Origin of the sequence: Streptomyces sp. NPDC002138 (assembly GCF_040296485.1) — a bacterium.
In the GTDB taxonomy this organism is placed as follows: Bacteria; Actinomycetota; Actinomycetes; order Streptomycetales; family Streptomycetaceae; genus Streptomyces.
The window spans coordinates 1-23,542 of record NZ_JBEOXE010000003.1 but is presented as its reverse complement, the minus strand read 5'-3'; the positions used below and the strand labels follow the sequence as shown (position 1 = coordinate 23,542).

The following is a 23,542-nucleotide window of genomic DNA, read 5'->3' as shown; positions in this document are numbered from 1 at the left end:
CTTACGATGCGGGGATGAGTGATCGTGCGATGCAGGAACCCACCCTGCTCCTCCTGACCGCGCTCGCGGACGAGCCCCGCCACGGCTACGCGATCGCGCGTGAGGTGGAGAAGATCTCGGGCGGCCGGGTCAAGCTGCGCACCGGCACGCTGTACGGCGCCCTGGAGCGCCTCCTGGGGCAGGGCCTGATCGAGGTGCACGAGGAAGAGATCGTGGACAGCCGGCTGCGTCGTACGTACACGCTCACCCCCGCCGGACGGGAGAGCCTCGGCGCCGAGGCGCGGCGGATCGCGGCCACGGCCCGCGAGGCGACCCGCCGCCTGGGGGTCGTCGGCGAAGAGGCCACCGCGTGAGCCTTCCGCTGCTGCGGCTCTATCCCGCGCGGTTCCGCCGCGAATTCGGTGACGAGATAGCGGAGGCGTACCACGAGGCGACCCGGGGGGCGGGCCGGCTGACCCGTTTCCGGGAGGGCTGCGACATCGCGGCGCACGCGTTCCGGCTGCGCCTGGGGCTCGGCTCCGCGCAGCGGGGCGGGCGGCTCTTCGCCCCCGTGGCGCCCTTCGCCCTGGCCGCCACCGCCTCGTACGCCGCCTTCAACCTGGTCTCGACGATCTCCGACTGGCAGGTCAGCGGCGATCCCGACTTCCTCGTCCCGCTCAGTTTCGCCACGAGCGGGGCCTACGCCGTGGCGCTGGTGGGGGCGGCCGTCGCCCTGCGCGGGCGCCCCTCGGGCGCCCTGTGGGCCCTGGCGGGCATGGCCGCCAACGCCGTCGCCGTGCTGGTGGTCCTGCTGCCGGCCGAGCTGCCGATGCCCTGGCAGCTCCCGGCCTTCCTGCTGCTGCCGATGGCGCCCGCCGTCTTCGCGCTGCTGTGCCCGCCGGACCTGCGGCCGTCGCGCCGGATCCTCAGCACCCCGGGGGTCGTGGCGCTGGCCCTGTGGGCCCCGCTGTCGGTCGTCCTCTTCGCCCTGCTGGACGCGAAGGGGGTCGGCCTCTTCCTGCACTGGCGGTACGGCGTTCCGGTGATCGCCTCGCTGGCCCTGGCGGGGCGGTCGGCGCTGTCCGGGATCAGGACGGCCGGTCAGCTCGCCACCGCGGCGCTGCCCTTCATGATCACCGGGTTCTTCGGCGGCGTACTGGACGGGGACACGATTCCCACGGCCCTGGTCCTGCTCGCGGGCGCGGCCCTCGCCCTGCGGCTGTGGCGGAGCCGGGACTCCGGGACGCCCACCCCCACCTGAGACCCGGCCGGGGCCGCGTCCGGGGCCCGGGGTCCGGCTCAGCCCGCGCTGACCCGGATCTTGGACTGGCCGTGGCCCAGCTCCTCCCAGTCCTCCATGAACCGGGCCGACAGTCCGTGCCGGGCGGCCAGGCCGGTCAGGGTCTCGGTGCGGTAGTAGAAGTCCTCGCGCAGCACCTGGTGTTCGGCGCCCGTGGTGCGGTCGAAGGTGAAGTCGAAGTGGCCGCCCGGCGCGAGCACCCGGCCCACGTGGGCGAGGCACTCGTCGATGACCTCGAGCGGCGAGTGCGAGAACACGCTGTGCGCGTGCACGACGTCGAAGTGGGCGTCGGGCAGGAAGTCCAGCGTCAGGTTCCCGGTGATGGTCAGGTGCGGAACCTTGGCCTGGAGCCCGCGCTCGGTCAGGGTTTCCTTCGCCGCGATCAGGATGTCGGGCGAGATGTCGATGCCGTAGTAGTGGCCCGGCTCCAGGTAGTCGATGAAGCGCCAGCCCGCGCGCAGGTTGCCGCAGCCTATGTCCAGCATCCTGGCCCCCGGCCGCAGGCCGTGCCGCAGCAGGTAGTCGTACTGCATCCGGCCCAGCGCGAGCCACCGCTCGTGCGTCTGGCTGCCCACGGCCGCCTCGGGATTGCGCCGGGTGTCCGAAGCCATCACCGCACGGTAGTAGCCCACGTGGTCGGGGTGCCTGAAGGCCAGCCAGCGGTCCCGGGCGGCCCGCTTGAGGTACGGGGCGATGCGGTCCGGGCGGCTCGCGGCGTACCGGACCTTGTGGGCGAGTGACTCCCGGTTGGCGACGAGGTTCTTCTTGCTGGCCATGTCCGTCTGCTCCATCTCCGTCATACGCCGATGTCCGGGCAGGCGGACGCGGCGGCCCGCCGCCCGAACGGGATTCATGCGATCACTATATGCCGGTGAACGACATATGCATGTCGCAGGTCCATGTGGCGTGTGAGCGGGGGCGTGGGACGGAGGGCGGGAACAGGGGCGCGCGGCTCAGGAACGGAGCGCGGCCAGGGCTGCCGAGGCCGTCGCCACCTCGGGCAGGCCGAGCTCTCCGAGCTGGTCGACGGCCTCCTCCAGCCGGGCCGCGGCCCCTTCGGGGTCCCCGGCCGCGGCCAGGGCGGTGCCCAGCAGGCGCAGGGCCCGCGCCCGCGCCGCCCGCCAGCCCAGCCGCTCGGCCGCGGCCAGCGCGCGTTCGCCGCACTCCACGGCGTCCCGGGGCAGCTCCGCGGCCAGCTGGGCGGCGGTCTCCGAGATCAGGTTCATCACCTGGAGGGCCGGATAGCCTCCGCGCAGGGCCAGTTCGGCGCTCTCCCGGTGCCGGGCGACCGCCTCCCGGGAGCGTCCGGCGTGCCGGGCCACGATCCCCAGGCTGTAGAGCGCGTGGGCCTCGCCGTGGCGGTCCGCGTGGTCGCGGGCGGCGGTCAGGCTGAGCCGGCAGGCCTCGGCCGCCTCCTCGAACAGGTGCAGGTTCAGGAGCGTGCTCACGCTGTTCGAGCGGGCGCTGGTCGTGCCCCACGTGCTGCCGCAGGCCGTGCCCAGGGCGATCGCCTCCCGGTAGAGGGCGTCGGCCCCGCTCCAGTCGGCGCGCGCCTGCCGGACCACCGCCCGGCAGGTCAGGATGTCGGTACGCACCACCTCGTCACCCGCGTCCCGCGCCGCCCGCTCCGCGTCCTCGAGCACGGCCTGCGCCTCGTCCAGCCGGCCCAGCCGGGTGAGGGCGGCCCCCAGCATGCAGCCGATGCGCCCCGCCGCCCCGCGGTGCGCCTGCTCCTCGGCGGCGCGCAGGATGCGGCGGGCGGGGTCGATGAGGGCGGCCCACAGGAACGAGCCGTCGAGCGGCGGGTCGAGCGCGAGGACCATGTCGGCGATCAGCCCGACCGCGAAGGGGCTCGCCTCCAGCGTCTGCACGGCCACCGCCAGCACCGCCTCGATGTACGGGGCGACGGGGTGCCCGCCGCTGTCCTGCGCCGCGATGGGCACCCCGTCCGCCACCGTGGGGGTCAGCAGGCCCACGACGGGATGGCCCGGGCGCTCGGCCGCGTACGCGTACCGGGCCCGGGCGAGGATGTGGTCGACCAGCCGCAGCAGGGCCCTCGCCCGCCGCCAGGGCGCGTCGTACTCCCGGGACCGCGCGGCGGCGAACTCCTTGAGCAGGTCGTGGAAGCGGTAGGTGAAGGGCGCCGGGGACTCCAGGAGTCCGAGCGCCGTCAGCCGTTCCAGGTGCCGCTCCGCCTCCGGGAGCGCGAGCCCGGCCAGCGCCGCCGCCGCGGCGAGGTGCACCGTCTGGGCGCGGGGCACCGCGAGCAGCCGGAACAGCCGCGCCTCGGCCCGGGTGAGCAGGTCGTAACTGAGCCGGAAGCAGGCTTCCACGCTGTCCTCGGCGCCGCCCCCGCCGGGGCCGCCGGGCGGGGCGGGGGCCGGGTGACCGCCGTCGAGGAGCCGGAGGAAGTCCGCCAGCCCCCAGGCGGGCCGGGTCGCCAGCCGCGACCCGGCGATGCGCAGCGCCAGCGGCAGGCCGCCGCACCGCTCGACGAGGGCCGTGGCCGCGGCGGGTTCGGCCGCGATCCGCTCCTCCCCCACGATCCGGCCGAGCAGTGCGAGCGCTTCCCCGTCGGCCAGTACGTCGAGGCGCAGGCGCAGGGTGGCCGGCAGTTCGGGCAGGGTGCTGCGGCTGGTGACCAGGACGGCGCAGCCCGGCGATCCGGGAAGCAGCGGCGCGAGCTGCGCCGCGTCGCGTACGTCGTCCAGGACGAGCAGGATCCGTTTGCCCGCGAGCCGGGTCCGGTAGAGGGCGGCGCGTTCCTCCGGCTCGTCGGGGAGCGAAGGGCCCGCCACCCCGAGCGCGCGCAGGAACGCCGCGAGTACGGCGTCGGGCTCGGCCGGGTCCTCCCGCACGCCGCGCAGGTTCGCGTACAGCTGGCCGTCCGCGAAGTGCTCCCGCAGCCGCTGGGCCGCGTGGACGGCGAGGGTGGTCTTGCCGACTCCGCCGATCCCGCCGACGGCGGCGATGACCACCGTCCCGGGCGCGGTGGGCGTCAGCGCGCCGGTCAGGGCTCGCACCTCATCGGCCCGCCCGGTGAAATCGCCCGGTACGTAAGGCAGTTGGGCGGGGACGGGCAACCGCGGAGCGGGGTGCGGGCCGGTGGCGGAGGCAGGGGCGGGGAGCGCGGGCGCCGCCGGCCGTACCTCGCCGCCGCGGCCGCTGCGCTCCAGGACGGTGTCGCGCAGGGCGCGCAACCGGTCGTTGAGGGGGTGTTCCAGCGCGAGGCCGGTCAGTTCGGCGACGAGGTGGGCGTGGCGTCCCAGCGAGACGTCGAGTTCGATCCGCTCCGTCAGGGCCGAGAGGCGCAGTTCGGCCAGGCTCTCGCGCTGGATGCGGGCCTGCGGTCCGGGCAGCCCGGCCAGGGCGGTGCCCCGCCACATGCCGAGCCCCCGCGCCAGCAGGTCCCGCGCCGCTAACGCGTCACCGGCGGCGGCCGACACCCGGGCCCGGGCGACGAGTTCCTCGAAGCGGGCCAGGTCCAGGGCGTCGTGGCCGAGGTGCAGGGCGTAGCCCCGGCCCTGGGTGACGAGGCCGCGGCCCAGGGTGCGCCGGAGTCGGTACACGTACGACCTGACCGTGCCGACGGCCGCGTGCGGCGGCTCCCCGTCCCACAGGCCGGCGATCAGCTCGTCCAGGCCCACCACGGCGTCGCGTCGGCACAGGAGCATGGCGAGCAGGGCGCGCTGCTGGGGCGGGCCCAGCGGGAGCGGGGCGTCACCCCGGTACGCCTGAACGGGTCCGAGCAGGGAGAAGTACGGTTCAGGACGCGCGGCGCTCATGACTCTTCTTCCCACTTCCGTGCCCGCGGGGAAATATGCGTGCACGTGACACCCAGCCAGAACTCTACCAAGAGGGCGCGGAACGGGAGGAACGGTGCGCACCGCACGGAACAACGGGCGGTGGCCGGGCGGTTCGCCACGGTCACCCATCGATCGTCGACGGGCTGTTGATCCCCCTGGGTCACCCTGGTCCCGGCGGGCCCGCAGACCACGGGACCCGCGTGACCCCAGGGGGAGGGAAAGACACGTGCCGGTTCCGACCGACCGCATCGCCGTGACGATCCATGCCGCCGATCCGCTCAGCCGGGCCGGCATCGTCCGTCATCTGCAGCATCAACCCACCGTGGAGGTGGTGCCCTCGTCACCGCCGGGGGCGGCCGGCCCCGCGGCCGCGACCGTGGCCGCGGCCGCGGCCGTGGCGGTGATGGCCGTCGACCGGATCGACGAACCGTCGGCGGCCGAGCTGCGCGAGCTGCTGCGCGGCGGCGAGCGGCCCGTGGTCCTCATCGCCCGCGAGCTGCGCGAACCGGAGCTGCTCGCGGTGGTGGAGTACGGCGTGCGCGCCATCCTCTGGCGCCATCAGACCACCGAGGAGCGGCTGTTCGAGGCCATCCGGCAGAGCGCGCGGGGCGAATGCGTACTGCCGCCGGACCTGATCGGCCGGGTGCTGGGTCAGATGAACCGGCTGCGGCGTTCGGAGGCGTCGGCGGCCTGCGCGGGCACGGGCGCCGTGCCGCCGTTCGGTCTGGCTCCGCGCGAGACGGACGTACTGCGCCTCCTGGCCGACGGATTGGACACCCGCACGATCTCCGAGAAGCTGGCCTATTCCGAGCGGACCGTGAAGAACATCCTGCACGGCCTGATGTCCCGGCTCCAGCTCAACAACCGTGCGCACGCGGTGGCCTACGCCCTGCGCGAGGGGTACATCTGACGGGTCCCGCCCGGCCGCAGCGCGAACTCCCTCACCAGCGGGTGGAGTCGGTAACGGCCCGCGGGCCCCGCCCCCAGCAGACAGGAATCGACGAGTTCCTCCAAGGGGCGGGCCGCTTCGGCCTCGGAGGTGGCGAGCAGCGCGGCCGCCTCGACGGCGCTGAACCCGTCCGGCGCCCCCGCCGGAGCCGCCGCCGTCGCCCGCAGGGCGTGGACCGCGGCGGCCGACAGCCCCGCGGCGCGGCGGTGGAAGCCGTCCTCGACCGCCCGGCCGTCCGCCCGCAGCCGCGCGAGCGGTCCGCTCCCGCTCCGCGCCGCCAGGAGCCCCGGGGACAGACCCGGTTCGCGTCGCAGCCGCCGCCCGGCCAGCTCCAGCGCGAGCGGCAACCCGCCGCACCGGTCGAGGAGTTCGCGCAGTCCGGCGGGATCCTGACGGATCCGCCGCGCACCGGCGAGCGCCCCCAGCAGTTCCCGCGCGGGCGCCTCGTCCCATTCCGGTACGTCGATCAGCCGCGCTCCGGGGACGACGAGCCCCCGCACGGCAGCGGTCACCAGGGCGGCGCACCCCGGCGTCCCGGGCAGCAGCGGCAGCAGCTCCGCGGTGTCCCGGGCGTCGTCGAGCAGGACGAGGACGCGCCGCCCGGCCAGCAGCGAGCGGTACAGGGCCGCCCTGGCCTCGATGCCGTCCGGCACGGCCGCGCCGGACGCCCCCAGGGCGCGGACGAGGGCGCCGAGCGGGGCGGCGCATCCGGAGCCGAGGTCGGCCCGCAGCACCCCGTCGGGGAAGAGCGCGCGCACCCGGCCCGCGACCCGGGCGGCGAGCGCCGTCTTGCCGATGCCCGGCATGCCGGTGAGCACCGCGACGGGGACACCGCTCGCGGCGCCGGAGAACAGCTCGACCAGGAGGGCGCTCTCCGCGGTCCGGCCGACGAAGAGCGGCGCCCGGGCGAGCGGGGCGGCGGGCGGGGGTCCGGCGCCGGGGCGGCGCGATCCGCCCGCGGACGCGCGGACGGGACCGGGCCGGGCCCCTGACGGTGGTGACGGCGGCACCGGGCCGCACGGTGCCGCGGACGCCGGGTCGGACCCCGGCTCGCCCGCCGCCGGCGCGGCCCCTGGCTCGGCCGCCGGATCCGTCGCCGGGCCGGGGCGACGCCTGACGCTCGCCGCGCGGCCGGTCCTCAGCCGTACCGCGCCGTGCAGGGCGGCCAGTTCCGGTCCCGGGGTGACCCCGAGTTCCAGGCCGAGCGTCTCGCGGGCGCTCTCGTACACGGCCAGCGCCTCGCCGGACCGGCCGCTGCGGTGCAGGGCCCGCATGAGCAGCTCGTGGGCCCGCTCGCGCAGCGGGTGTTCGGCCGCGAAGGCCCGCAGGGCCGGGACGGCCGCCGGGTCGCGGTCCGGCGCCAGCTCCAGCGCGTCGTGGAAGTGGTCCTCGCGGGCGGCCAGCCACAACCCGGTGAGCCGGTCGCGCTGCTCCTCCGCGTGGGGGCCGGGCAGACCGGCCAGCGGGCTGCCCGCCCAGAGCGCGAGGGCCCGCGCGCGGACCCGGTGCGCCTCGCGGACGGCTCCGGCGGCGCGCAGCCGGGCGGCGTCGGCCAGCCCGCGTTCGAACTCGGCGACGTCCACCACGGGCCGGGACAGCCGCAGCGCGTACCCGCCGGCGGCGTACACCAGGAGCCGGGCGGGCGCCCGGGCCGGACGGTCCGGTTCGAAGAGCGCGCGCAGCCGGGACGCGTACGTCCGCAGGGTGCCCACCGCGCGCGGCGGTACGCGCTGCCCCCAGAGCGCGTCGCACAGCTCGGCGACGGTCGCGGTCCTGCCGGTGCGCAGCAGCAGGACGGCGAGGAGGGCCCGTTGCTGCTTCGGGCCCAGGCCCAGCGAGGCCCCGTCGGCCGTCCGGGCGGTCATCGGCCCGAGCATCCGGAAGCACATTCCCTCCGCGGCCGTGGCCACGCGTTCCCGCTCCGCCACGCACCTCCCCGTCCGCCGGACACCGGTGGGAGACACGTTACTTCGCGTACGGTCCGGACCGGGCGCCGCCAGCGACCGGGCGCCGCCTCCGGCCGCCGGGGGGACGCGGCGGCCGGAGGGGCGTCGGGCGCGCGCGGCGCCCGCACCGGTGCCTTACGGCGCGGTGACCTCACGCGTCAGCTTGGAGCTCCAGGGACACCAGGTCGAGCCGGGCAGGAGCGCTCCGCCGACCTCGCTCAGGTGGTCGTTGACGTAGGAGATGCTCGCGTCACAGACCTCCACGGCCATGCTGAAGAACTTCACCGACTCCGGGGCGAGGGTGTACTTCCAGGGCTGGTTGTACGAGGCGGGCGCCTTGACGACGCGGCCCATCACGCTGCGGTTCTCCTTGTCCACGCCGCTGAGTATGTCGCGCGCCTGCTTGATCTTGGCGGTGTCGTTCAGCTTGAAGACGAAGGTGTTCCTGCCGTCGGTGAACTCGAAGTACGCCGTCGAGGAGGCGGCGGTGGCCGCGGCCGTGCCGTCCTGCTGCGCCGCCTGGGCGGCGGGCACGGCGAGCGCCAGGGTGCACATCGAGACGGCGGCGAGGGTGCCGGCCTTGGTGAGGGTACGTCGCATGCCTGGAACCTCCAGTGTCGGGCGGGGCGCTGTCTGCGACCCGCTCTGCAGCGAACGTAATCGGGAATCTCATGAATTGGCCGGTTGTCCCCCATGTGTGCCCCAGCGGACTCCCAAGGTTGCCCCAAAGACTCCCATGACCTTCAAAAGCGTGCCCCTCGGGGCGGTTGGCCGTGCAATGCGATGAACGCCCGGCGTCCGACGGGGAGTCCGGACGCGCCGAGCGTTTCCCAGGGGTTTCCCGAACCGGGCCGCGGGAGGAGACGGCCGCGTCCTCGACTTCCCGCGGCGGGGTGCTCCAGGCTCGGACCACTCCTCCAGCGAAAGGGAATCGTCATGCGCATCGGCACCACCGGCACCAACAGGGGACCCGTCCGTACGTTCGCGAAGGCCTGCACGGTGGTCGCGGCGGGCGCTCTGCTCCTGGCGGCGACCACGGGGGCCACGGCGGCCACGGCGTCCGCGCAGACCGCACAGGCCGCCCGGACCGCACAGGCCGCCCCCGGCTCCGTGAAGGCGTACGTCCAGCGCTGCACGGACCTCGGCAACGGCACCCTGTGCATCGACGTCAACGGCCGGGTCGGCGCGCAGGGCGTCATCGGCGTCGGCTACTGGAAGCGGGCCGGATCCGCCGTCCACGTCCGGCTCGGCTGGCAGAACACCACGGGCGGCGGCGCCAACTTCAGCAGGAACGTGCACGGCCCGCTGGTCCCGGGGACCGACACGGGGACCGAGACCTGGAACACCTACCTCGCGGCCGGTTGCGTGTACCCGCTGATCGAGGTCGTCGGCCAGGGCACGCTCAAGGGCAAGGAGGTCTGCGTACCCTCCTGACCCGAGGGCCCGGACACCGCGCACCGCGCCGTCCCGCGGGTCCTCCGCGTCACGGCGCGGCGGGGCCCGTGAGGAAGGTGCCCTGCGCGGTGTAGGGCCAGGCGTTGGACATGCAGCCGTCCAGGCCCTTGATCTGCTGCATCATCACGGGCGCCGGCCGGCCGGGCCCCGGGCAGCCCATGTGCGTCCGGTAGCCGATCATGTGGCCTGTCTCGTGGTTGATGATGAGGTGCCGGTACTCGGTGGCCGGGCCGTCGTACTGCGGGGAACCCCGCACCCAGCGCTTCAGGTTGACCACGATTCCCCCGGTGACCTCGCAGTTCAGCTCGCCGCGGGTGCTGCCGACCGAGGCGCAGAGGCGGTCGGTGGTCTTCGGGGTGGCGATCTTGATCGTGACGTCGGCGTTGTCGGTGACCGGCTGGAAGCGGCCCTGACCGTGCGCGGCCCAGCTCCGCGGGTCGTTGAGGATCGCCTGGATCTCCGAGGCCGCCCGCTCGGCCGACAGGTCGATGCCGTTCTCCACCTCGACCTTGTAGCGGCGCAGCGGACCGGCGGTTCCGATGACGGCGCCGGAGGCCTGCGCCGTGGTGAAGGTGCCGGGCCCGGCGGCGGGCACGGCGGGGCCGCCGGACGCGTCCCCGGAGGGGTTCGCACCGCTCCCGGTCCCATGGGAGAGGACGAGGCCTCCGGTGAGCGCCAGCCCCAGGAGGGAGGCGGCGATGACCGGACGCCGAGCGCGCCGCGCTTGCACGGTGGGGATCCCTGCCTTTCCGGGTCGCTGGTCGCGGCGGGGGATTCCGCCGGCCGGTGCGCCCTTCCAGCAGTCTCGGAGACGGACCCATCCGTCACCGCGGAATAACCGTTCGAGAACCGCACGGTTGTGTACCAACCACGTATCAGCGAACGGAACATGACACTCCGCGGCCCGTCACGGCCGGTGGGCCGGACGATCGCTCCCCTCCCGGCGAAGGTCAGCCCGGAGACGGTCAGCCCGCCGCGGCCCGCCCCTCGATCAGCGCCTCCAGGCCGTCCAGGATCCGCCCGAGACCGAAGGCGAACTCCGCGTCGGGCGCGTCGGCGTGCCCGATGACCCCGGACGCGAGGAGCCGGGTCACCGCCGGGTGGCGGTCGGGGTCGGTCAGCAGGGTCAGGGTGTTGGTGTAGCGGGCCAGCATCCGGTCGGGCGTGACACCGGTCTTGATCATGGCGTCCACGATGTTGGCCATGAGCGTCGTCTCGTTGCGCACGAGGCCGCCGATCAGCATCAGCGTCGACAGCTTCTCCCCTTCGCTCAGCCCGCTGTGGGCGAGGGAGACCAGACCGCGCTCCATCCAGGCGACCTGGTTCGGGGTGGCCGGCGGCCCGGTGATCGGGATCCGCAGGATCCAGGTCTTCTCCTGGAGCCGCGCCCGCTGCTGGTACGCCCATTCCGTGATCGCCCCGCGCCAGTCGGCGGCCGGGTCGACGGTGGCGGGCGGCGGGGTGCCCACGCCCGCTTCCGCCATCAGGATGAACAGTTCGTCCTTGGCGGTGACGTACCGGTACAGGGACATGGCCGAGGAGCCGAGCTGCTTGGCCACCCGCCCCATCGAGACGGCCTCGACGCCCTCGGTCGCGGCGAGGTGGATCGCGGCGTCGACGATCCGGTCCAGCGTGAGGGCGGGGCGCGGTCCCTTGGTGGGACGTTCGCGCAGGCCCCAGGCCGTTTCCAGACTCGCCGGAAGCCCGGTCTCCGGTTCTTCCGGCTCATCCGGTCCTGTCTCCATGCCCATCCCCTCGATGCCGTGCGCCTCGTGATCCGTTGACCTCCATCCTAGTTCTGTGTATTACTTACACAGTAGCGCGTATCCCATACGCAGAAGGGATCGACCCCGTGAACCGTGCCGTGAACCGTGCCGTGACCCATGAGGTGGGCCGTGCCCCGAACCCCGCCGCGACCAGCGGCGATCTGGGCATCGAGGCCACCGCCCTCACCAAGTCCTACGGAGCCACCCGCGTCCTCGACGGCCTCGACCTGGCCGTCCCCCGCGGCAGCGTCCTCGCCCTGCTGGGCCCCAACGGCGCGGGCAAGACCACCGCCGTCCGGATCCTGGCCACGCTCACCACGCCCGATGCGGGCACCGCCCGGGTGGCCGGGTGTGACATCGCCGCCGAGCGGGGCCTCGTACGCCGACGCATCAGTCTCACCGGCCAGTTCGCGGCCGTGGACGGGCTCCAGACCGGGGCCGAGACCCTGCGCATGACGGGCCGGCTGGCCGGGCTCCGTGCCCGCGAGGCCCGCGCCCGGGCCGCTGAACTCCTCGACCGCTTCGGCCTGGCCGAGGCCGCCGACCGCACCGCGAAGACCTACTCCGGGGGCATGCTCCGCCGGCTCGACATCGCGGCGAGCCTGGTCGCGCGGCCCGAGGTGATCTTCCTCGACGAGCCGACCACCGGTCTGGACCCGCGCAGCCGGGCCGAACTCTGGGACGTCGTACGGGAACTGCGCGCCGACGGCGCCACCGTCCTGCTCACCACCCAGTACCTGGAGGAGGCCGACCGCCTCGCCGACCGCATCGTGCTCCTCGATGGCGGGCGCGTGGCCGCGGAGGGCAGCGCCGCGGAGCTGAAGTCCCGGGTCGCGGGCCACCGCCTCGACCTCGTCCTCGCCTCGCGCGCCGCGTACGACCGGCTCGCCCACCGGGCCGTCCACCACGCCCCGGACGACCTCACCCTCGGCATCCCCACCGACGGCAGCGCCGCCGACGTGCGCGCCCTCCTCGACTCCCTCGACCCCGACCGCACCGCCGTGGACCGCTTCTCGGTGCGCGGCGCCGACCTCGACGACGTCTTCTTCGCCCTGACGGGAGCCCGCCGATGACCAGTACGGCCACCACGACCGCCCCGACGCGGACCCCACCTGCCGCACTCGCCCCGCCGCCCGCACCGGCCGCCCTCACGGCGGCCCTCACGATGGCCGGGCGGAGCCTGCGCATCAGCCGGCGCAGCCCGGACGTGCTGATCACCGCGCTGATGCTGCCGGTGATGCTGATGCTGATCTTCGTCTACTTCTTCGGCGGCGCCATCGACACCGGTGACGGCACGGCGTACGTGACCTACGTGGTGCCGGGCGCGATGCTGCTGTGCGCGGGCTTCGGCGCGGCCTCGACCGCGGTCAGCGTCGCCGACGACATGCGGGGCGGCATCATCGACCGGTTCCGCGCCCGCGACATCGGGGGCGTGCCCCTCCTCACGGGCCACGTCACGGCTTCGGTGCTCCGCAACCTGCTCTCGACGGTCCTGGTGCTGGCCGTCTCCCTCGCCATCGGGTTCCGCCCCGACGCGCGGCCCCTCGCGCTCCTCGCCGCCGCGGGTCTGCTGACCGCCTACATCACCGCGATCTCCTGGCTCGCGGCGGCGCTCGGCCTGCTCGCCCGCACCCCCGAGGCCGCCGGCGGTTTCACCTTCCTGATGATGTTCCTGCCCTACCCGTCCAGCGCCTTCGTCCCCATCGACACCATGGAGCCCTGGCTGCGGGGATTCGCCCACCACCAGCCCCTGACCCCGGTCATCGAGTCGCTGCGGGCGCTGCTGCTGGGGCACGACCCGGGTACGAGGCCCTGGATCGCCCTGGCCTGGTGCGCGGGGATCACCCTGGTCTCCCTCGCCCTGACGGCGCTCCTGTTCCGCCGCCGGACCGCCTGAACCGGGCCCGGGCGAAACCCGTTTGACGCCCCGTGGGCCGCGGGGTTCGGATGGCACCCATGAGCACAGGGCAGACGAGCACAGAGCAGACGAGCACAGCGCAGATGCATCCCGGCAGCCACCCCTTCGACGACGGTCTCGTGCGGCGGCTGGTGGCCGGGCGGTTCCCGCGCTGGGCGGGGCTGCCGGTGCGGCGGTTCCCGTCCGGCGGCACGGTCAACGCCATGTACCGGCTGGGGGACGCCATGGTCGTACGCCTGCCGCTGGTGGCGGGCGGGGCCGGGGACGTGACGCTGGAACAGGAGTGGCTGCCGCGCCTGGCACCCCTGCTGCCCACGGCCGTCCCCGAGGTGCTCGGGGCCGGGGAGCCCGCCGGGGGATATCCGTGGCCGTGGTCGGTGTACGGGTGGCTGCCCGGGGAGAACCCCGAGGCGGGGGCGCTGGTCGAGCCCGCCGGACTGGCCCGGGACCTGGCGGCCTTCGTGACGGCGATGCGGGCCGTCACGCTGCCGGGGGCGCCGACGGCCCACCGCGGCGGGCCCCTCGCCACGCTCGACGCGGAGACCCGCAAGGCGATCGAGGAGCTGCGCGGGATCCCGGAGGAAGGCGTCGACTGCGACGCGGTGACCGCCGTGTGGGAGGACGCCCTGGCAGCCCCGGCCTGGGACGGGAGCCCGGTCTGGCTCCACGCCGATCTGATGCCGGGCAACCTGCTGGTGCGCGGCGGCAGGCTGAGCGCGGTGATCGACTTCGGGTGCGCGGGGGCGGGCGATCCGGCCTGCGACCTGTTCCCGGCGTGGAACCTGCTGCCGGGCGCCGCGCGGGAGGTCTTCCGCGAGGCCCTCGGCGTCGACGACGCGACCTGGCGCCGCGGCCGGGCGCGCACGCTGTCGCAGGCGCTCATCGCGCTGCCGTACTACCGGCGGACGAACCCCGCGATGGCCCGCAACGCGCGGCACGTGATCCGGGCGGTCCTGGGGCGGGACTGAGCCGGCGGTCTCAGCCGGTCGCCTCCGCGAAGGGGCCCTTCGGCGCGAAGACCCGCTCGGCGAAGCGCTCCCCGATGCGGCGGTGGGTCGCGGCGTCCGGGTGCAGCCCGTCGGGCAGCGGCAGTTCGGCGTGGTCGGCCTCGCCGTAGAGCTCGCGGCCGTCGAGGTAGTACAGGTGCGGGTCCTCGGCCGCCCGCTGCTCCACGATCCGGGCCAGCTCGTCCCGGATGACGCCCAGGGTCAGCTTGCCGTGCGCGCGCTCCGCGGGATCGCCCGTGGCCACGAACCGCATGCGACCGGCTCGGAAGGCGGCGAAGTCCGGGGCGCAGGGGCCGGGGGTGTCCTCGTGGATGGGGCACAGGAGGGGGGAGACGACCAGCAGCGGCGTATCGGGGTGACCGTCGCGGATGGTGTCGAGGAAGCCGTGGACCGCGGGGGTGAAGGCGCGCAGCCGCATCAGGTCGGTGTTGACCAGATTGATGCCGATCTTGAGGCTGATGAAGTCCGCGGGGGTGTCGCGCAGGGCGCGTGCGGTGAACGGGTCGAGCAGGGCGCTGCCGCCCAGACCCAGGTTGGTCAGCTCCACCCCGCCGAGGGCGGCGGCCAGCGCGGGCCAGGTGGTGCTGGGGCTCGCGGCATCGGAGCCGTGGCTGATCGAACTCCCGTGGTGCAGCCACGCCTTGCGGCCGCGGTCCGGTGCGGGCTCGACGGGCGCGTTGGTGCGCAGCGCCACGAGTTCGGTGGTCTCGTTGTGCGGCAGCCAGATCTCCACGTCCTTGGCCTCGCCGGACAGGCCGGTGAAGCGGAGCGTGCCGACCGGGCCGGGCCGCTGCTCGACGCTGCCCGTCGCGAGGTCGATGGTCAGGGTGTTGCCGCCGTCGGCACGGGCCTGCCCGGCCAGGCGGCCGTCGACCAGCAGGTCGTACACGCCCTCCGGGCGCGGGGGCGCGCCGACATAGACCCGTTTGGTGGGCAGGGTGTCCAGCTCGAGGGCGGTGGCCCGGGTACGGAAGACCAGCCGGACGCCGGAGGGCTGGGACTCGGCCATGGCGAGCTGTCCGTCGACGTTCTGGGCGCGGGCCCGCGCGGGCAACCGGTGCGGCAGGACGCCGTGTTCCGTGTACTCCAGGTCGAGTGCGCCGCGCAGCAGGTCCGCGGTGACCGCTGTGGTGATCCAGCGGTGCGCGGTGCTGTCGGAGCCGTCGTTCGCGGAATCGGCGTGCCCGGGGTCGGCGTTCATGGTGTCAGCCTGTCGGTCGAGGGGGCCGCATCGTTCGGATGCGTCGGTGTGCCACCACTGTGCGGCGGGAGGGTCCAGGTGCGCAGGAGGGCGTCGAGCCGGTCGAGGATCCACGCCCAGGTCTCCTGGGAGTCGGGAGCGCTGTGGCTGAAGCCCCCGGACAGCTCCAGGGTGACGTAACCATGGAAGACGCTGCCCAACAGCCGGACCGCGTGCGTCTGGTCGGGCTCCGTCAGGTCGTAGCCGCGCAGGATCGCGCGGGTCATTCGCGCGTGCCGGCCGCCCGCGCTCGCGGCGGCCGCCCCCGGGGTGAGGGGGAACTGCGCCGCGGCGTAGCGGCCGGGGTGCTGCCTGGCGTAGTCGCGGTAGACGTTCGCGAAGGCGGCCAGCGCGTCCTTGCCCGCCCGTCCGGCCAGCGCCGCGGCGACCGCGTCGGCGAGTTCCTCCAGCGCGAGCAGGGCGATCCCGGTCTTGAGGTCCTGGGAGTTGCGCACGTGCGAGTACAGACTCGCGACCTTGACGTCGAAGTGCCGGGCGAGCGCCGAGACGGTCACCCGCTCGAAGCCGATCTCGTCGGCCATCTCCGCCCCTGCCCGGACCAGGCGTGCCGTCGTCAGTCCCGCGCGTGCCATGCCTTTCCCTCCATCAGCCTGAACCCATTATGAATCTACCTAAAGGCTTTAGCCAAATCCCTATGCCAGTCGGCCGCCGCCTCGCCCGCCCGGACCGCGTCCGCCGGTATTGGCCCCTTCGGGTCGATCATGCGCGGGGCGAGGAACGCGGCGTGCCGTCCCTCGTTATCCGCGCATGACGTGCGTCCTCGGTCCCCTCGGGGCACCGCGGTGGTGACGGCACGTCACCGAACGAGGGAGGCTCATGGCCCCGTCCATCACGCTGTCCGCCGTCCTGGCCACAGCCCTGTTGAGCGTTCCCGGTACGGCTCCCGACGGCACCGCCGCCGCCCCACGGGCGGACCAGGCCCGGCACGACGTGGCCCTGTTCAGCGTCAAGGCCCCGGACAACGCGGCGGCGCAGGAGTTCACCGCCGCCTCCTCCCGGCTCACCCGGGTGGGTTTCTTCCTGAACAGCGCGGCCTCGACGGGCACGGTGACCGTTCAGGTGCGCGGCGAGCGGGACGACGCGGCGTCCGCGCTCGCCACCCGCACGCTGGACCTGGCCGCCCTCGGCGGGGCGGGAGCGGGCTGGATCGAGGTCCCGCTCGACGCACCGCTGCGGGCGGGGAACCCGTACTACCTGTTCGTGCAGGCCACGACGAGCGAGAGCAAGGCCATCGCCTGGTACGGGACGCGGCACGCGGATCCGCAGGCACCCGTCAGCTGGAACTACGACCGGCCCCACTGGGGCGGCTGGCACCCCGACGCGGCCCGCCTCGCCTTCCACATCAACCCCGTCGGCGGCGACCGCTGCGGGGAGACGGACCCCTGTTACGTCCCCGCCTCGGCGCTCTCCGCCCGTACGGCCGGGCTGCTCTCCAACCGGGAGGTGACGGAGGCCGTGCCGCCGTCGCTCGCGGTGGGCGCCGCCTACGTCGACGGCAGCAACGTCCTGCGCCTGCCCTCGGGTCGCTGGCGCTACCTGCCGGCCGGAGCGTCGGCGTCGGTGGTGACCGGGGCGGACGACCCCGGCGCACTGCGGCAGATCACCGAGAGCCGCGCCTGGCTGGCCGCCGGAAAGGTACCGGGAACGACGCCCGAACGGCGGGCGGTGTCCCGGCGCGCGCTCCTGTCCATGCGCGCCCTGCTGCGCCCCAACGGGGCCTTCGCCGCCGCCTGGTCCCCGGCCTGGGAGAACTCCTGGCCCCGGGACGGCAGTTTCGCCGCCGCCGCCTTCGCCGCCACGGGCCACGACGCCGAGGCGTACCTGATGCTCCGCCACGACCAGGCGACCCAGCGTCCGGACGGCACCTGGGAGGCGCGCACCACGCTCGACGGCGCCGGGCCGCCCGACGCGCGGCCCTGGCAGCTCGACGGCAACGGCTGGGTGCCCTGGGCCACCTGGCAGTGGTACCGGGCCGCGCCCGCGAAGGACAGGGCCGCGCGGCTGGCGGCGCTTTACCCGATGGTCCGCAAGGCCGCCGACTACGCGGCGGAATCCCTCGACGCGGACGGTCTGCCGCCCGCGAGCCCCGACTACTGGGAACTGCCGACGGACACCACGAACATCGGTACGGCCGCCCCCCTGCTCTCGGGCCTCAACGCCGCCGCCGAACTCGCCCGCGCCTCCGGCCGCACCGGCGACGCGGCGCGCTGGGCGGCCGCCGCCCAGCGCCTCTCCGACGGCATCGCGACCCACTTCGCGCCCGGCGGGTACCCGCGCACGAGCGACGGACTCCACGGCCGCGACAGCGCCGCCGCGTTCATGGCCCCGCCCTTCAACACCGCCCCCGCGGACCTGCCCCCGGCCCTCGACTCCACCTACGACGCGCTGCTGCTGCCCAATGGCGGACTCGCCCCGGGCAACGATCCGGACTTCAGCTGGGGGGCGTACGCGTGGACGCCCAGCACCACGTTCCTCGCCCTGGCGTGGGCCGGTACGGGCGAACGCGCGAAGGCGGACCGCGTGCTGGACTGGGTCCTGTCGAAGCGGAACGGCCTCGGCGAGCTCCCCGAGACCGTCAACGGCCGCGGGACGCCCTCCTCGGTGGCGCCCCTCGGCTGGACCGACTCCCTGGTGCTCCTCACCGCCCTGGCCCTCGACGGCTCACCCGCGCCGACGCCACCGACCGGGCCGCCCGCGCGGTAGGAGCGGCCTGCCGTGCCGGGGGCTCACCCGGCCGTCCCGGTCAGCCGGGCCGGGGAGCCCCCGAGCAGCTCCTCGCCGGGGGTCCGGGGGCCGGTGGCGGCGAGGGTGAAGGAGTGTCCGGCGGGGTCGCTGAGGACCCGGGCCTCGCGGGGACCGGCCTCGGCGTCGGTCGACACCGGACGCGCGCCGAGCGAGACGGCCTCGCGTTCGGCCTCGTCCAGGTCCTCGGCGGCGACCAGGATCCGCAGGTGCGCCTGCTGGGAATCCTCCGGACGGGGCCAGCTCGGCGGGGCGTACCCCCGGTCCAGGCAGACGGCCAGGTGGACTCCGGCCCCGCCCACCACCTCGATCATGTCGGGGCCCGCGCCGGGGCGGATCTCGGCGCCCAGCAGATTGGCGTAGAACAGCGCGAGAGCCTCCGGCTCGGCGCAGTCCAGTACGAGAACGCTCGTCTTCGCGACAGTCATGACCCCGCGTATGCCCAGCGGTACCGACGGTATCCGCGGCCCGGCTCCCCCGGTGGGGGCGCACCGCGTGCGGCGGCGCCCGGGGCGCGTGAGGCTGGGCATGGACTCCGCCACTGCTCCACTCCCTCATTTCCCCGGGAAAGGCCCAGCGCCATGAATTTCACCGTCCGCAAGGATCTCGGACTGCTCGCCCTGCGCCTCGGAGCGGGCGCCGTACTCATCGCGCACGGCTCGCAGAAGCTCTTCGGCTGGTTCGGCGGTGGCGGGATCGAGGGCACCGCGCAGGCGATGGAGCACATGGGGTTCACCCCGGGGCGGCCGAGCGCGATCGCGGCGGGGCTCGGCGAAGCCGGTGGCGGCGCGCTGCTCGCGCTCGGTCTGGCGACCCCGGCGGCCGGGGCCGCTGCCGCGGGGGCGATGGCGGGGGCCGTCTCCGTCCACGCGCCCGCCGGGTTCTTCGCGCAGGGCGGCGGGTTCGAGCACCCGGCGTTCCTCGGATTCGTGGCCGCGTCGCTCGGGCTCACCGGGCCGGGGCGTTACTCGCTCGACCACCTCAGCGGGCACAAGCTGGACCGGCCGGCGATCGTGGTCCTGGCCTTCGCCCTGAGCGCGGCGGCGGCGACGGTCGTGGTGACCCGCCGGAACGCCGCGCTGGCCGAGCGGGCCGGGGAGCCCGACGCCGCGGCGTGAGGCTTCCCCTCCGGGACCGGAGGGCCGGGGCGGGGCCACCGGTCAGCCGCCGTGCTGCTCCTGGACCCGGTATCCGGCGCGGACCTCGGCGAGGGCCGCGAGGTGCTGTGCGTGCGGGGAGCCCGCGAGCCGGTGCGGGCCGGCGGTGAGCCGGTACCACTCCTCCGCGCCGGTGTACTGGATCTCGACCAGCGCCCGTCCGCCCGCCCGGGCGGTGGTGCGCAGGGTCAGGTCTCCGGTGATGACTCCGACCTCGTCGGTCATCGCTCCCCCGGGTCCCGCGACGGCCTGGTCCACCCACTGTTCGTCAGCTGTCATGAGGCGCATGTGTCCAGCATCGTCGTGAGCATCCGCTTCTCGGGCTCGGTCACCGTCAGCCCGTACGTCGACTTGACGGTGGTCCAGGCCCGCCCGTACTGGCACCAGGCGCTCTTGTCGGTGGGCTGCCAGCTGTCGGGGGTCTGGTCTCCCTTGGAGCGGTTGGAGGACGCGCTCACCGCGATCAGCTGCGGCCGGACGAGGTCGTTGGCGAACTCCTTGCGGCGCTGCGAGTCCCAGGCCGCCGCGCCGGAGCGCCAGGCCGCGGCGAGGGGCACCATGTGGTCGATGTCCAGCTTGCCCGCGTCGCTGATGGTGGCGCCGTCGTAGAGGCTGCGCCAGGTGCCGGAGACGGCCTTGCAGTCCGCGTTCTGCGTGACGTCCTTGCCGTCGCGCTTGATGACGGTCTCCCGCGTGTCGCACTTGTTGCCCTGGTCGATCCAGTGGGTGAACTTGTCCCGGGAGTACCCGGACATCGAGCCCACGGGCGCGACCTGGAGCCCGGCCAGCTGCGTGCGCGCCACTTGTACGGTGACCATGCCCGGCAGGACGTCCCCGCTGGCCGGCTTGCCGTCGTCGGCCCCGGTGCCCTTCTTGGGCTTCGATGCCGATGCCGAGGGCTTGCCGTCGCCCGCGCCGCGGTCGGCGGCGGGCTGGGAACACCCGGCCACGGTGAGGAGTATGGAGACCGAGACCGCCAGGATCCCGCCGGGCACCCGCATCTGACGTCCCATATCCCCTGCCCCACCCAGAACCGCGCCGAACCGTTGTCCGGTTCACCCTACCCAGTCCCGGTACCTCTCAAGAGGACGGCGCGCACGCGGCCGACGGGCAGCGGGCACAGGACATGTCACACGACACGTCACATGGCAGCCGTCACACGCCTGCGGGGCCGCGGCCGGTGTCCGGCCACGGCCCCGCGAGGACGCCGAGCGTCCGTTCAGCGCAAGGTGGGGATCACATCGCGCGTCTCGTCGACCCCGGTGACCGGGGCGCGTCGGGCGAGGGAGGAGGGCGGCGGCGGCTCGTCCGCGCAGACCGTGCCCCGCGCGGGCAGGGTCAGGTCGGCGAGGTAGGCGTTCACCAGGGCGCTGACGCACTGGCTCCGGTTGTAACCGGTGTGCCCCTCACCGGCGAAGGTCAGCAGCCGTCCGTTGTCCAGGGTCCCGGCGAGGGCCACGGCGTCCTGGTACGGGGTGTCCGGGTCCCCGGTCGTGCCGAGGACCAGGATCGGCGCGGAGCCGGCCGCCCGGTAGGAGCCCTCGAAACGGCTCGGGCGCTCGGCGGGCCACTGGGCGCAGGTGGGCGCGTGGTTGTGGTCGTAGGTCGGCGGCCCCAGGCCGATGGGGGGTCCCAGCAGCGGCGCCGAGGCGGCCTCGGCGCTGACCACCGCGCCCAGGAGCAGGCGGCTCGTCGGGTAGACGCGGTCGGCGCACTCGACGGCCATGTTGACGTTGAGGAAGTCGAACGAGGCGGGTGAGGGCGGGTTCAGCAGCCAGGTGGTCTGGTGCGCCTGGGCCGTCCGCAGGGCCTGTCCCAGCTCGGGCCATATCTCCTTGCCCGAGTTGATGTTGAACATCAGCCGGTAGGCGAGGGTGTAGCCGGTGGCCGGGCGCCCGCCGGCGGTGATGACCGGGTCGGCGTCCAGCGACCGCTTGAGCTCCTCGAAGGCCTGGCGGGGCTTGCCGTCACCGAATCCGCAGGCGGTGGCGTTCTGCGCGCACCAGTCGAGGAACCGGCCGACCGCCGCGTCCAGGGCTATGTACTGCCCGGCGTCGTAGGCGTACGGCACGTCGGAGTAGTGCCGCGGGTCGTAGGCGCCGTCCAGCACCATGGCGCGCACGCGCCGCGGGAACTGGGCGGCGTAGACGGTGCCGACGTAGCTGCCGAAGGAGCGGCCGTAGAAGGTGAGCGTCTCCTCGCCGAGGGCCTGGCGGAGCAGGTCGAGGTCCTTGGCGTTCGAGGCGGTGCCGATGAACGGCACGAGGTCACCGGAGCGTTCCTTGCAGGCGTTGGCGAACTCCTGGCCCTGCCGGACGGCGACCTGCAGCGCTCCCGGCCCGGGCACGCCGCGCGCGGCGTCGACGGCGGCGGAGTACTCCTTGTCGTTCCAGCACTCCACCTGGCCGCTGCGCTTCACGCCGCGCATGTCGTACCCGACGACGTCGAAACCGTCGCGCAGGGCGGCGGGCAGCGCGTCGTAGCTGTTACGGGCGAAGTCCACCCCGGAGTTGCCGGGTCCGCCCGGGTGCAGCACCAGGACGCCGGTGCGGTGCGCGCGGTCGGCGGCGAGCCGCCGGGTGACCGCCAGCGGGATCGTACGGCCGGTGGGCTCGCGGTAGTCGAGCGGGACCTGGGCGGTCGCGCACTCGAAACCGTCCCCCGGTGTGCCGTCCGCGCAGGGGGCCCAGGACAGGGCGGGGACGGGCGGGGCGGCGAGGGCCGTCGCCGTGGCGGCCCCGGGCGTGGCGCCGAGGAGTGCCGTGACGGCGATCAGGACGAGGGGCATCCCCCACACCACTCGTCTACGCCGGTGGGCGGCCGTTCTGTTGCGCATGCGGTGAACCCCTTGTCTGACACATCGTCAGGGCGGCGCACACGGTCGGGGGGAACGTGTGCGCCACCCTCGCTCGGCTGAGCGGCACGCACAGGTTCGCATCCGTGGCGCGGCCGGGAAAGGGGTCAGGACGGGCAAGATCCGGAAGCCACGGCTCAGGGTGCGGCCGCGGACGGAGCGAAGGCCAGGGGGTGGCGGAGCGCTTCCGGGCCGCGGACGCGGGTGCCGAAGACCACCAGCTCGCAGGCCTTCCTGACGCGGCAGTCGACGGCGCGTCCGTCGATGCCGGTGAAGGTCTCCGAGAGGGTGACGCTCTCGTCGAGGCGGCCCTTGTCGGTGGTGGCCGGGGGCCTGGCGCGGGGGCGGCAGCCGAGGGTGTCGGCGGAGCCGGTCGCGCACTCCATGACGAGGGAGTGGTACTGCGGTTCGTAGCCCTTGCCCGTGACGTGCACGGTCTGCCCCTCCGTCAGGCCCTCGTCCGGGTCCACGCGCAGGGTGGGCCGGTCCTCCTCGGGGCCGCCCGGGCGGAAGCGCAGCGGGACGGTGGTCAGTAGGGCTCCGTCGTTGTCGGTGAGGGCGAGGGAACACGGGTTCCCGGCCGGCGCGGTCCGGCAGTCGACCGTCCCGGCCGGGGTGTCGAGCAGGGCGTACAGCTTCTTCGGCGAGAGCTGGTAGGTGCCGTCCGGGTACACGCGGAACTGGCGGCCGGTGGCGTCGTCGCAGGTGGTCGCGGACGCCGAGGGCCCGCACTGTTTGACCCAGACGTACGCCTTGGGCGGGCCGTCCTTGATCCCGAAGGTGACGATGTCGCCGTCCAGCAGCCCGGTGGTGTCGCGCACCGTGAGCCGCGGGCCGCCGGCCGTGCCGGTCCGCGGGGCCGGGGCGGAACGTGGCCGGATCCCGCCCTCGGCGGCGGGCGGCGCGGGTCCGACGGCGGTCGCCGGGCTCCAGCCACCGGCGCCCGCGTCCTGGACCGTGCGGCAGCGCGAGCCGGCGGCGGAGAACAGCAGTTCCAGGCCGCCCGCCGCGTTCTGCGTCACCGCCAAACGGCCACCCGTGGCGTCCGCGGCCACCGCGCCCACCGGCTCCCAGCGCCCGTACGCACCGTCCGGCGCGACCTGCTCCCGGTGCCGGACCGAGGCGGGGCCGCCGGCCGCCGTGGCATCGCGGAACAGCTGGAACTGGGCTGTCCGGCCGTCCCGGCGGTCCACCGACACCAGCGTGCCCGGCACCGGCACACCGGACCCGCCCCGCCCGGCGGTGTCCGCACGGCACGCGGCCCCTGCGGACGCGGGCCCCGCCGCGGGAGCGGCCCGCGCCGCCGAGGGGACCGGGTGCTCGCCGGGCTGTCGGTGGCCTTCGACGCCTCCTGCGAGGAGATGTGGCTGGCGTGGCGCCACGGCGCCTGCCTGGTACCGGC

22 protein-coding genes are annotated in these 23,542 nt (G+C 74.7%); 9 read left to right on the top strand and 13 right to left on the bottom strand.

All coding sequences use genetic code 11. The annotated features are described in order from the left end of the window. Positions 1–14: 14 nt before the first annotated feature. Both ABT084_RS02265 and ABT084_RS02260 read left to right on the top strand, forming a co-directional pair. Positions 15–353: a PadR family transcriptional regulator gene (locus ABT084_RS02265; RefSeq protein ID WP_351037759.1), complete on the top strand. Its 339-nt coding sequence runs from the start codon at positions 15–17 to the stop codon at positions 351–353. After that, positions 350–1,240: a hypothetical protein gene (locus ABT084_RS02260; protein ID WP_351037758.1), complete on the top strand. Its 891-nt coding sequence runs from the start codon at positions 350–352 to the stop codon at positions 1,238–1,240. The genes ABT084_RS02265 and ABT084_RS02260 overlap by 4 nt, the downstream gene beginning before the upstream one ends. 38 nt (positions 1,241–1,278) lie before the next feature. Here the strand turns inward: ABT084_RS02260 and ABT084_RS02255 are convergent, their stop codons facing one another. Then, positions 1,279–2,055 (bottom strand): class I SAM-dependent methyltransferase, encoded by a 777-nt coding sequence (locus tag ABT084_RS02255; RefSeq protein WP_351037940.1) that lies wholly within the window; start codon positions 2,053–2,055, stop codon positions 1,279–1,281. A gap of 177 nt (positions 2,056–2,232) precedes the next feature. Further along, positions 2,233–5,064 (bottom strand): AfsR/SARP family transcriptional regulator, encoded by a 2,832-nt coding sequence (locus tag ABT084_RS02250; protein ID WP_351037757.1) that lies wholly within the window; start codon positions 5,062–5,064, stop codon positions 2,233–2,235. A 247-nt stretch (positions 5,065–5,311) separates the two neighbouring features. Between ABT084_RS02250 and ABT084_RS02245 the strand changes: the two genes are divergently transcribed. Next, positions 5,312–5,995 (top strand): helix-turn-helix transcriptional regulator, encoded by a 684-nt coding sequence (locus ABT084_RS02245; RefSeq protein ID WP_351037756.1) that lies wholly within the window; start codon positions 5,312–5,314, stop codon positions 5,993–5,995. On the opposite strand, the gene ABT084_RS02240 is transcribed toward ABT084_RS02245, so the two are convergent. Together ABT084_RS02240 and ABT084_RS02235 are read right to left on the bottom strand one after the other, a co-directional pair. Continuing rightward, on the bottom strand, positions 5,968–7,899 hold the full coding sequence (locus ABT084_RS02240; protein WP_351037755.1) for an AfsR/SARP family transcriptional regulator: 1,932 nt from the start codon (positions 7,897–7,899) through the stop codon (positions 5,968–5,970). The two genes, ABT084_RS02245 and ABT084_RS02240, sit on opposite strands and share 28 nt — an antisense overlap. Before the next feature lie 216 nt (positions 7,900–8,115). Further along, complete coding sequence (locus ABT084_RS02235; RefSeq protein WP_351037754.1) at positions 8,116–8,580, bottom strand: BP74-related protein; 465 nt, start codon at positions 8,578–8,580, stop codon at positions 8,116–8,118. 336 nt (positions 8,581–8,916) lie between these two features. On the opposite strand from ABT084_RS02235, the gene ABT084_RS02230 reads away from it, so the two are divergent. Next, the gene (locus ABT084_RS02230; protein ID WP_351037753.1) at positions 8,917–9,414 is read left to right on the top strand and encodes a hypothetical protein; all 498 of its coding nucleotides are present in this window, start codon (positions 8,917–8,919) and stop codon (positions 9,412–9,414) included. Between the two features lie 49 nt (positions 9,415–9,463). Here the strand turns inward: ABT084_RS02230 and ABT084_RS02225 are convergent, their stop codons facing one another. Continuing rightward, complete coding sequence (locus ABT084_RS02225; protein ID WP_351037752.1) at positions 9,464–10,165, bottom strand: DUF3152 domain-containing protein; 702 nt, start codon at positions 10,163–10,165, stop codon at positions 9,464–9,466. A gap of 235 nt (positions 10,166–10,400) precedes the next feature. Continuing rightward, positions 10,401–11,180 (bottom strand): TetR/AcrR family transcriptional regulator, encoded by a 780-nt coding sequence (locus ABT084_RS02220; protein ID WP_351037751.1) that lies wholly within the window; start codon positions 11,178–11,180, stop codon positions 10,401–10,403. Between the two features lie 143 nt (positions 11,181–11,323). Between ABT084_RS02220 and ABT084_RS02215 the strand changes: the two genes are divergently transcribed. The 3 genes from ABT084_RS02215 (at position 11,324) to ABT084_RS02205 (ending at position 14,087) form a co-directional block, all read left to right on the top strand. Next, complete coding sequence (locus ABT084_RS02215) at positions 11,324–12,274, top strand: ATP-binding cassette domain-containing protein (RefSeq protein WP_502968822.1); 951 nt, start codon at positions 11,324–11,326, stop codon at positions 12,272–12,274. A 92-nt stretch (positions 12,275–12,366) separates the two neighbouring features. Further along, positions 12,367–13,098 (top strand): ABC transporter permease, encoded by a 732-nt coding sequence (locus tag ABT084_RS02210; protein WP_351037938.1) that lies wholly within the window; start codon positions 12,367–12,369, stop codon positions 13,096–13,098. A gap of 104 nt (positions 13,099–13,202) precedes the next feature. After that, on the top strand, positions 13,203–14,087 hold the full coding sequence (locus ABT084_RS02205; RefSeq protein ID WP_351037937.1) for an aminoglycoside phosphotransferase family protein: 885 nt from the start codon (positions 13,203–13,205) through the stop codon (positions 14,085–14,087). A 10-nt stretch (positions 14,088–14,097) separates the two neighbouring features. Here the strand turns inward: ABT084_RS02205 and ABT084_RS02200 are convergent, their stop codons facing one another. Both ABT084_RS02200 and ABT084_RS02195 read right to left on the bottom strand, forming a co-directional pair. Further along, positions 14,098–15,327: a GDSL-type esterase/lipase family protein gene (locus ABT084_RS02200; RefSeq protein ID WP_351037750.1), complete on the bottom strand. Its 1,230-nt coding sequence runs from the start codon at positions 15,325–15,327 to the stop codon at positions 14,098–14,100. Then, positions 15,324–15,959 carry a TetR/AcrR family transcriptional regulator gene (locus tag ABT084_RS02195; protein WP_351037749.1) on the bottom strand — a complete coding sequence of 212 codons (636 nt, stop codon included), beginning with the start codon at positions 15,957–15,959 and terminating at the stop codon, positions 15,324–15,326. Before ABT084_RS02195 ends, ABT084_RS02200 begins: the two co-directional genes overlap by 4 nt. 244 nt (positions 15,960–16,203) lie before the next feature. On the opposite strand from ABT084_RS02195, the gene ABT084_RS02190 reads away from it, so the two are divergent. Next, positions 16,204–18,090: a glycoside hydrolase family 15 protein gene (locus ABT084_RS02190; protein ID WP_351037748.1), complete on the top strand. Its 1,887-nt coding sequence runs from the start codon at positions 16,204–16,206 to the stop codon at positions 18,088–18,090. A gap of 23 nt (positions 18,091–18,113) precedes the next feature. Here the strand turns inward: ABT084_RS02190 and ABT084_RS02185 are convergent, their stop codons facing one another. Further along, positions 18,114–18,557 carry a VOC family protein gene (locus tag ABT084_RS02185; RefSeq protein WP_351037747.1) on the bottom strand — a complete coding sequence of 148 codons (444 nt, stop codon included), beginning with the start codon at positions 18,555–18,557 and terminating at the stop codon, positions 18,114–18,116. A gap of 153 nt (positions 18,558–18,710) precedes the next feature. Between ABT084_RS02185 and ABT084_RS02180 the strand changes: the two genes are divergently transcribed. Further along, positions 18,711–19,247, top strand: a complete 537-nt coding sequence (locus ABT084_RS02180) for a DoxX family protein (RefSeq protein WP_351037746.1) — start codon at positions 18,711–18,713, stop codon at positions 19,245–19,247. Between the two features lie 42 nt (positions 19,248–19,289). On the opposite strand, the gene ABT084_RS02175 is transcribed toward ABT084_RS02180, so the two are convergent. The 4 genes from ABT084_RS02175 to ABT084_RS02160 form a co-directional block, all read right to left on the bottom strand. Beyond that, positions 19,290–19,565 carry a hypothetical protein gene (locus ABT084_RS02175; RefSeq protein WP_351037745.1) on the bottom strand — a complete coding sequence of 92 codons (276 nt, stop codon included), beginning with the start codon at positions 19,563–19,565 and terminating at the stop codon, positions 19,290–19,292. Then, positions 19,562–20,299, bottom strand: a complete 738-nt coding sequence (locus ABT084_RS02170) for a GmrSD restriction endonuclease domain-containing protein (RefSeq protein WP_351037744.1) — start codon at positions 20,297–20,299, stop codon at positions 19,562–19,564. The genes ABT084_RS02175 and ABT084_RS02170 overlap by 4 nt, the downstream gene beginning before the upstream one ends. Before the next feature lie 206 nt (positions 20,300–20,505). Continuing rightward, positions 20,506–22,122, bottom strand: coding sequence for an alpha/beta hydrolase (locus ABT084_RS02165; RefSeq protein ID WP_351037743.1), 1,617 nt, complete (start codon positions 22,120–22,122; stop codon positions 20,506–20,508). Positions 22,123–22,277: 155 nt separating this feature from the next. Next, the gene (locus ABT084_RS02160) at positions 22,278–23,354 is read right to left on the bottom strand and encodes a neocarzinostatin apoprotein domain-containing protein (RefSeq protein ID WP_351037742.1); all 1,077 of its coding nucleotides are present in this window, start codon (positions 23,352–23,354) and stop codon (positions 22,278–22,280) included. Positions 23,355–23,542: the final 188 nt, after the last annotated feature.

What these genes read in the sequence shown, in the direction of transcription:
- ABT084_RS02185 (WP_351037747.1), bottom strand. Translation starts at nt 18,557, where the DNA reads ATGACTGTCGCGAAGACGAGCGTTCTCGTACTGGACTGCGCCGAGCCG.
- ABT084_RS02165 (WP_351037743.1), bottom strand. Translation starts at nt 22,122, where the DNA reads ATGCGCAACAGAACGGCCGCCCACCGGCGTAGACGAGTGGTGTGGGGG.
- ABT084_RS02220 (WP_351037751.1), bottom strand. Translation starts at nt 11,180, where the DNA reads ATGGAGACAGGACCGGATGAGCCGGAAGAACCGGAGACCGGGCTTCCG.
- ABT084_RS02265 (WP_351037759.1), top strand. Translation starts at nt 15, where the DNA reads ATGAGTGATCGTGCGATGCAGGAACCCACCCTGCTCCTCCTGACCGCG.
- ABT084_RS02180 (WP_351037746.1), top strand. Translation starts at nt 18,711, where the DNA reads ATGAATTTCACCGTCCGCAAGGATCTCGGACTGCTCGCCCTGCGCCTC.
- ABT084_RS02230 (WP_351037753.1), top strand. Translation starts at nt 8,917, where the DNA reads ATGCGCATCGGCACCACCGGCACCAACAGGGGACCCGTCCGTACGTTC.
- ABT084_RS02170 (WP_351037744.1), bottom strand. Translation starts at nt 20,299, where the DNA reads ATGGGACGTCAGATGCGGGTGCCCGGCGGGATCCTGGCGGTCTCGGTC.
- ABT084_RS02250 (WP_351037757.1), bottom strand. Translation starts at nt 5,064, where the DNA reads ATGAGCGCCGCGCGTCCTGAACCGTACTTCTCCCTGCTCGGACCCGTT.
- ABT084_RS02190 (WP_351037748.1), top strand. Translation starts at nt 16,204, where the DNA reads ATGGCCCCGTCCATCACGCTGTCCGCCGTCCTGGCCACAGCCCTGTTG.
- ABT084_RS02255 (WP_351037940.1), bottom strand. Translation starts at nt 2,055, where the DNA reads ATGGCCAGCAAGAAGAACCTCGTCGCCAACCGGGAGTCACTCGCCCAC.
- ABT084_RS02235 (WP_351037754.1), bottom strand. Translation starts at nt 8,580, where the DNA reads ATGCGACGTACCCTCACCAAGGCCGGCACCCTCGCCGCCGTCTCGATG.
- ABT084_RS02205 (WP_351037937.1), top strand. Translation starts at nt 13,203, where the DNA reads ATGCATCCCGGCAGCCACCCCTTCGACGACGGTCTCGTGCGGCGGCTG.
- ABT084_RS02240 (WP_351037755.1), bottom strand. Translation starts at nt 7,899, where the DNA reads ATGACCGCCCGGACGGCCGACGGGGCCTCGCTGGGCCTGGGCCCGAAG.
- ABT084_RS02175 (WP_351037745.1), bottom strand. Translation starts at nt 19,565, where the DNA reads ATGACAGCTGACGAACAGTGGGTGGACCAGGCCGTCGCGGGACCCGGG.
- ABT084_RS02200 (WP_351037750.1), bottom strand. Translation starts at nt 15,327, where the DNA reads ATGAACGCCGACCCCGGGCACGCCGATTCCGCGAACGACGGCTCCGAC.
- ABT084_RS02210 (WP_351037938.1), top strand. Translation starts at nt 12,367, where the DNA reads ATGGCCGGGCGGAGCCTGCGCATCAGCCGGCGCAGCCCGGACGTGCTG.
- ABT084_RS02195 (WP_351037749.1), bottom strand. Translation starts at nt 15,959, where the DNA reads ATGGCACGCGCGGGACTGACGACGGCACGCCTGGTCCGGGCAGGGGCG.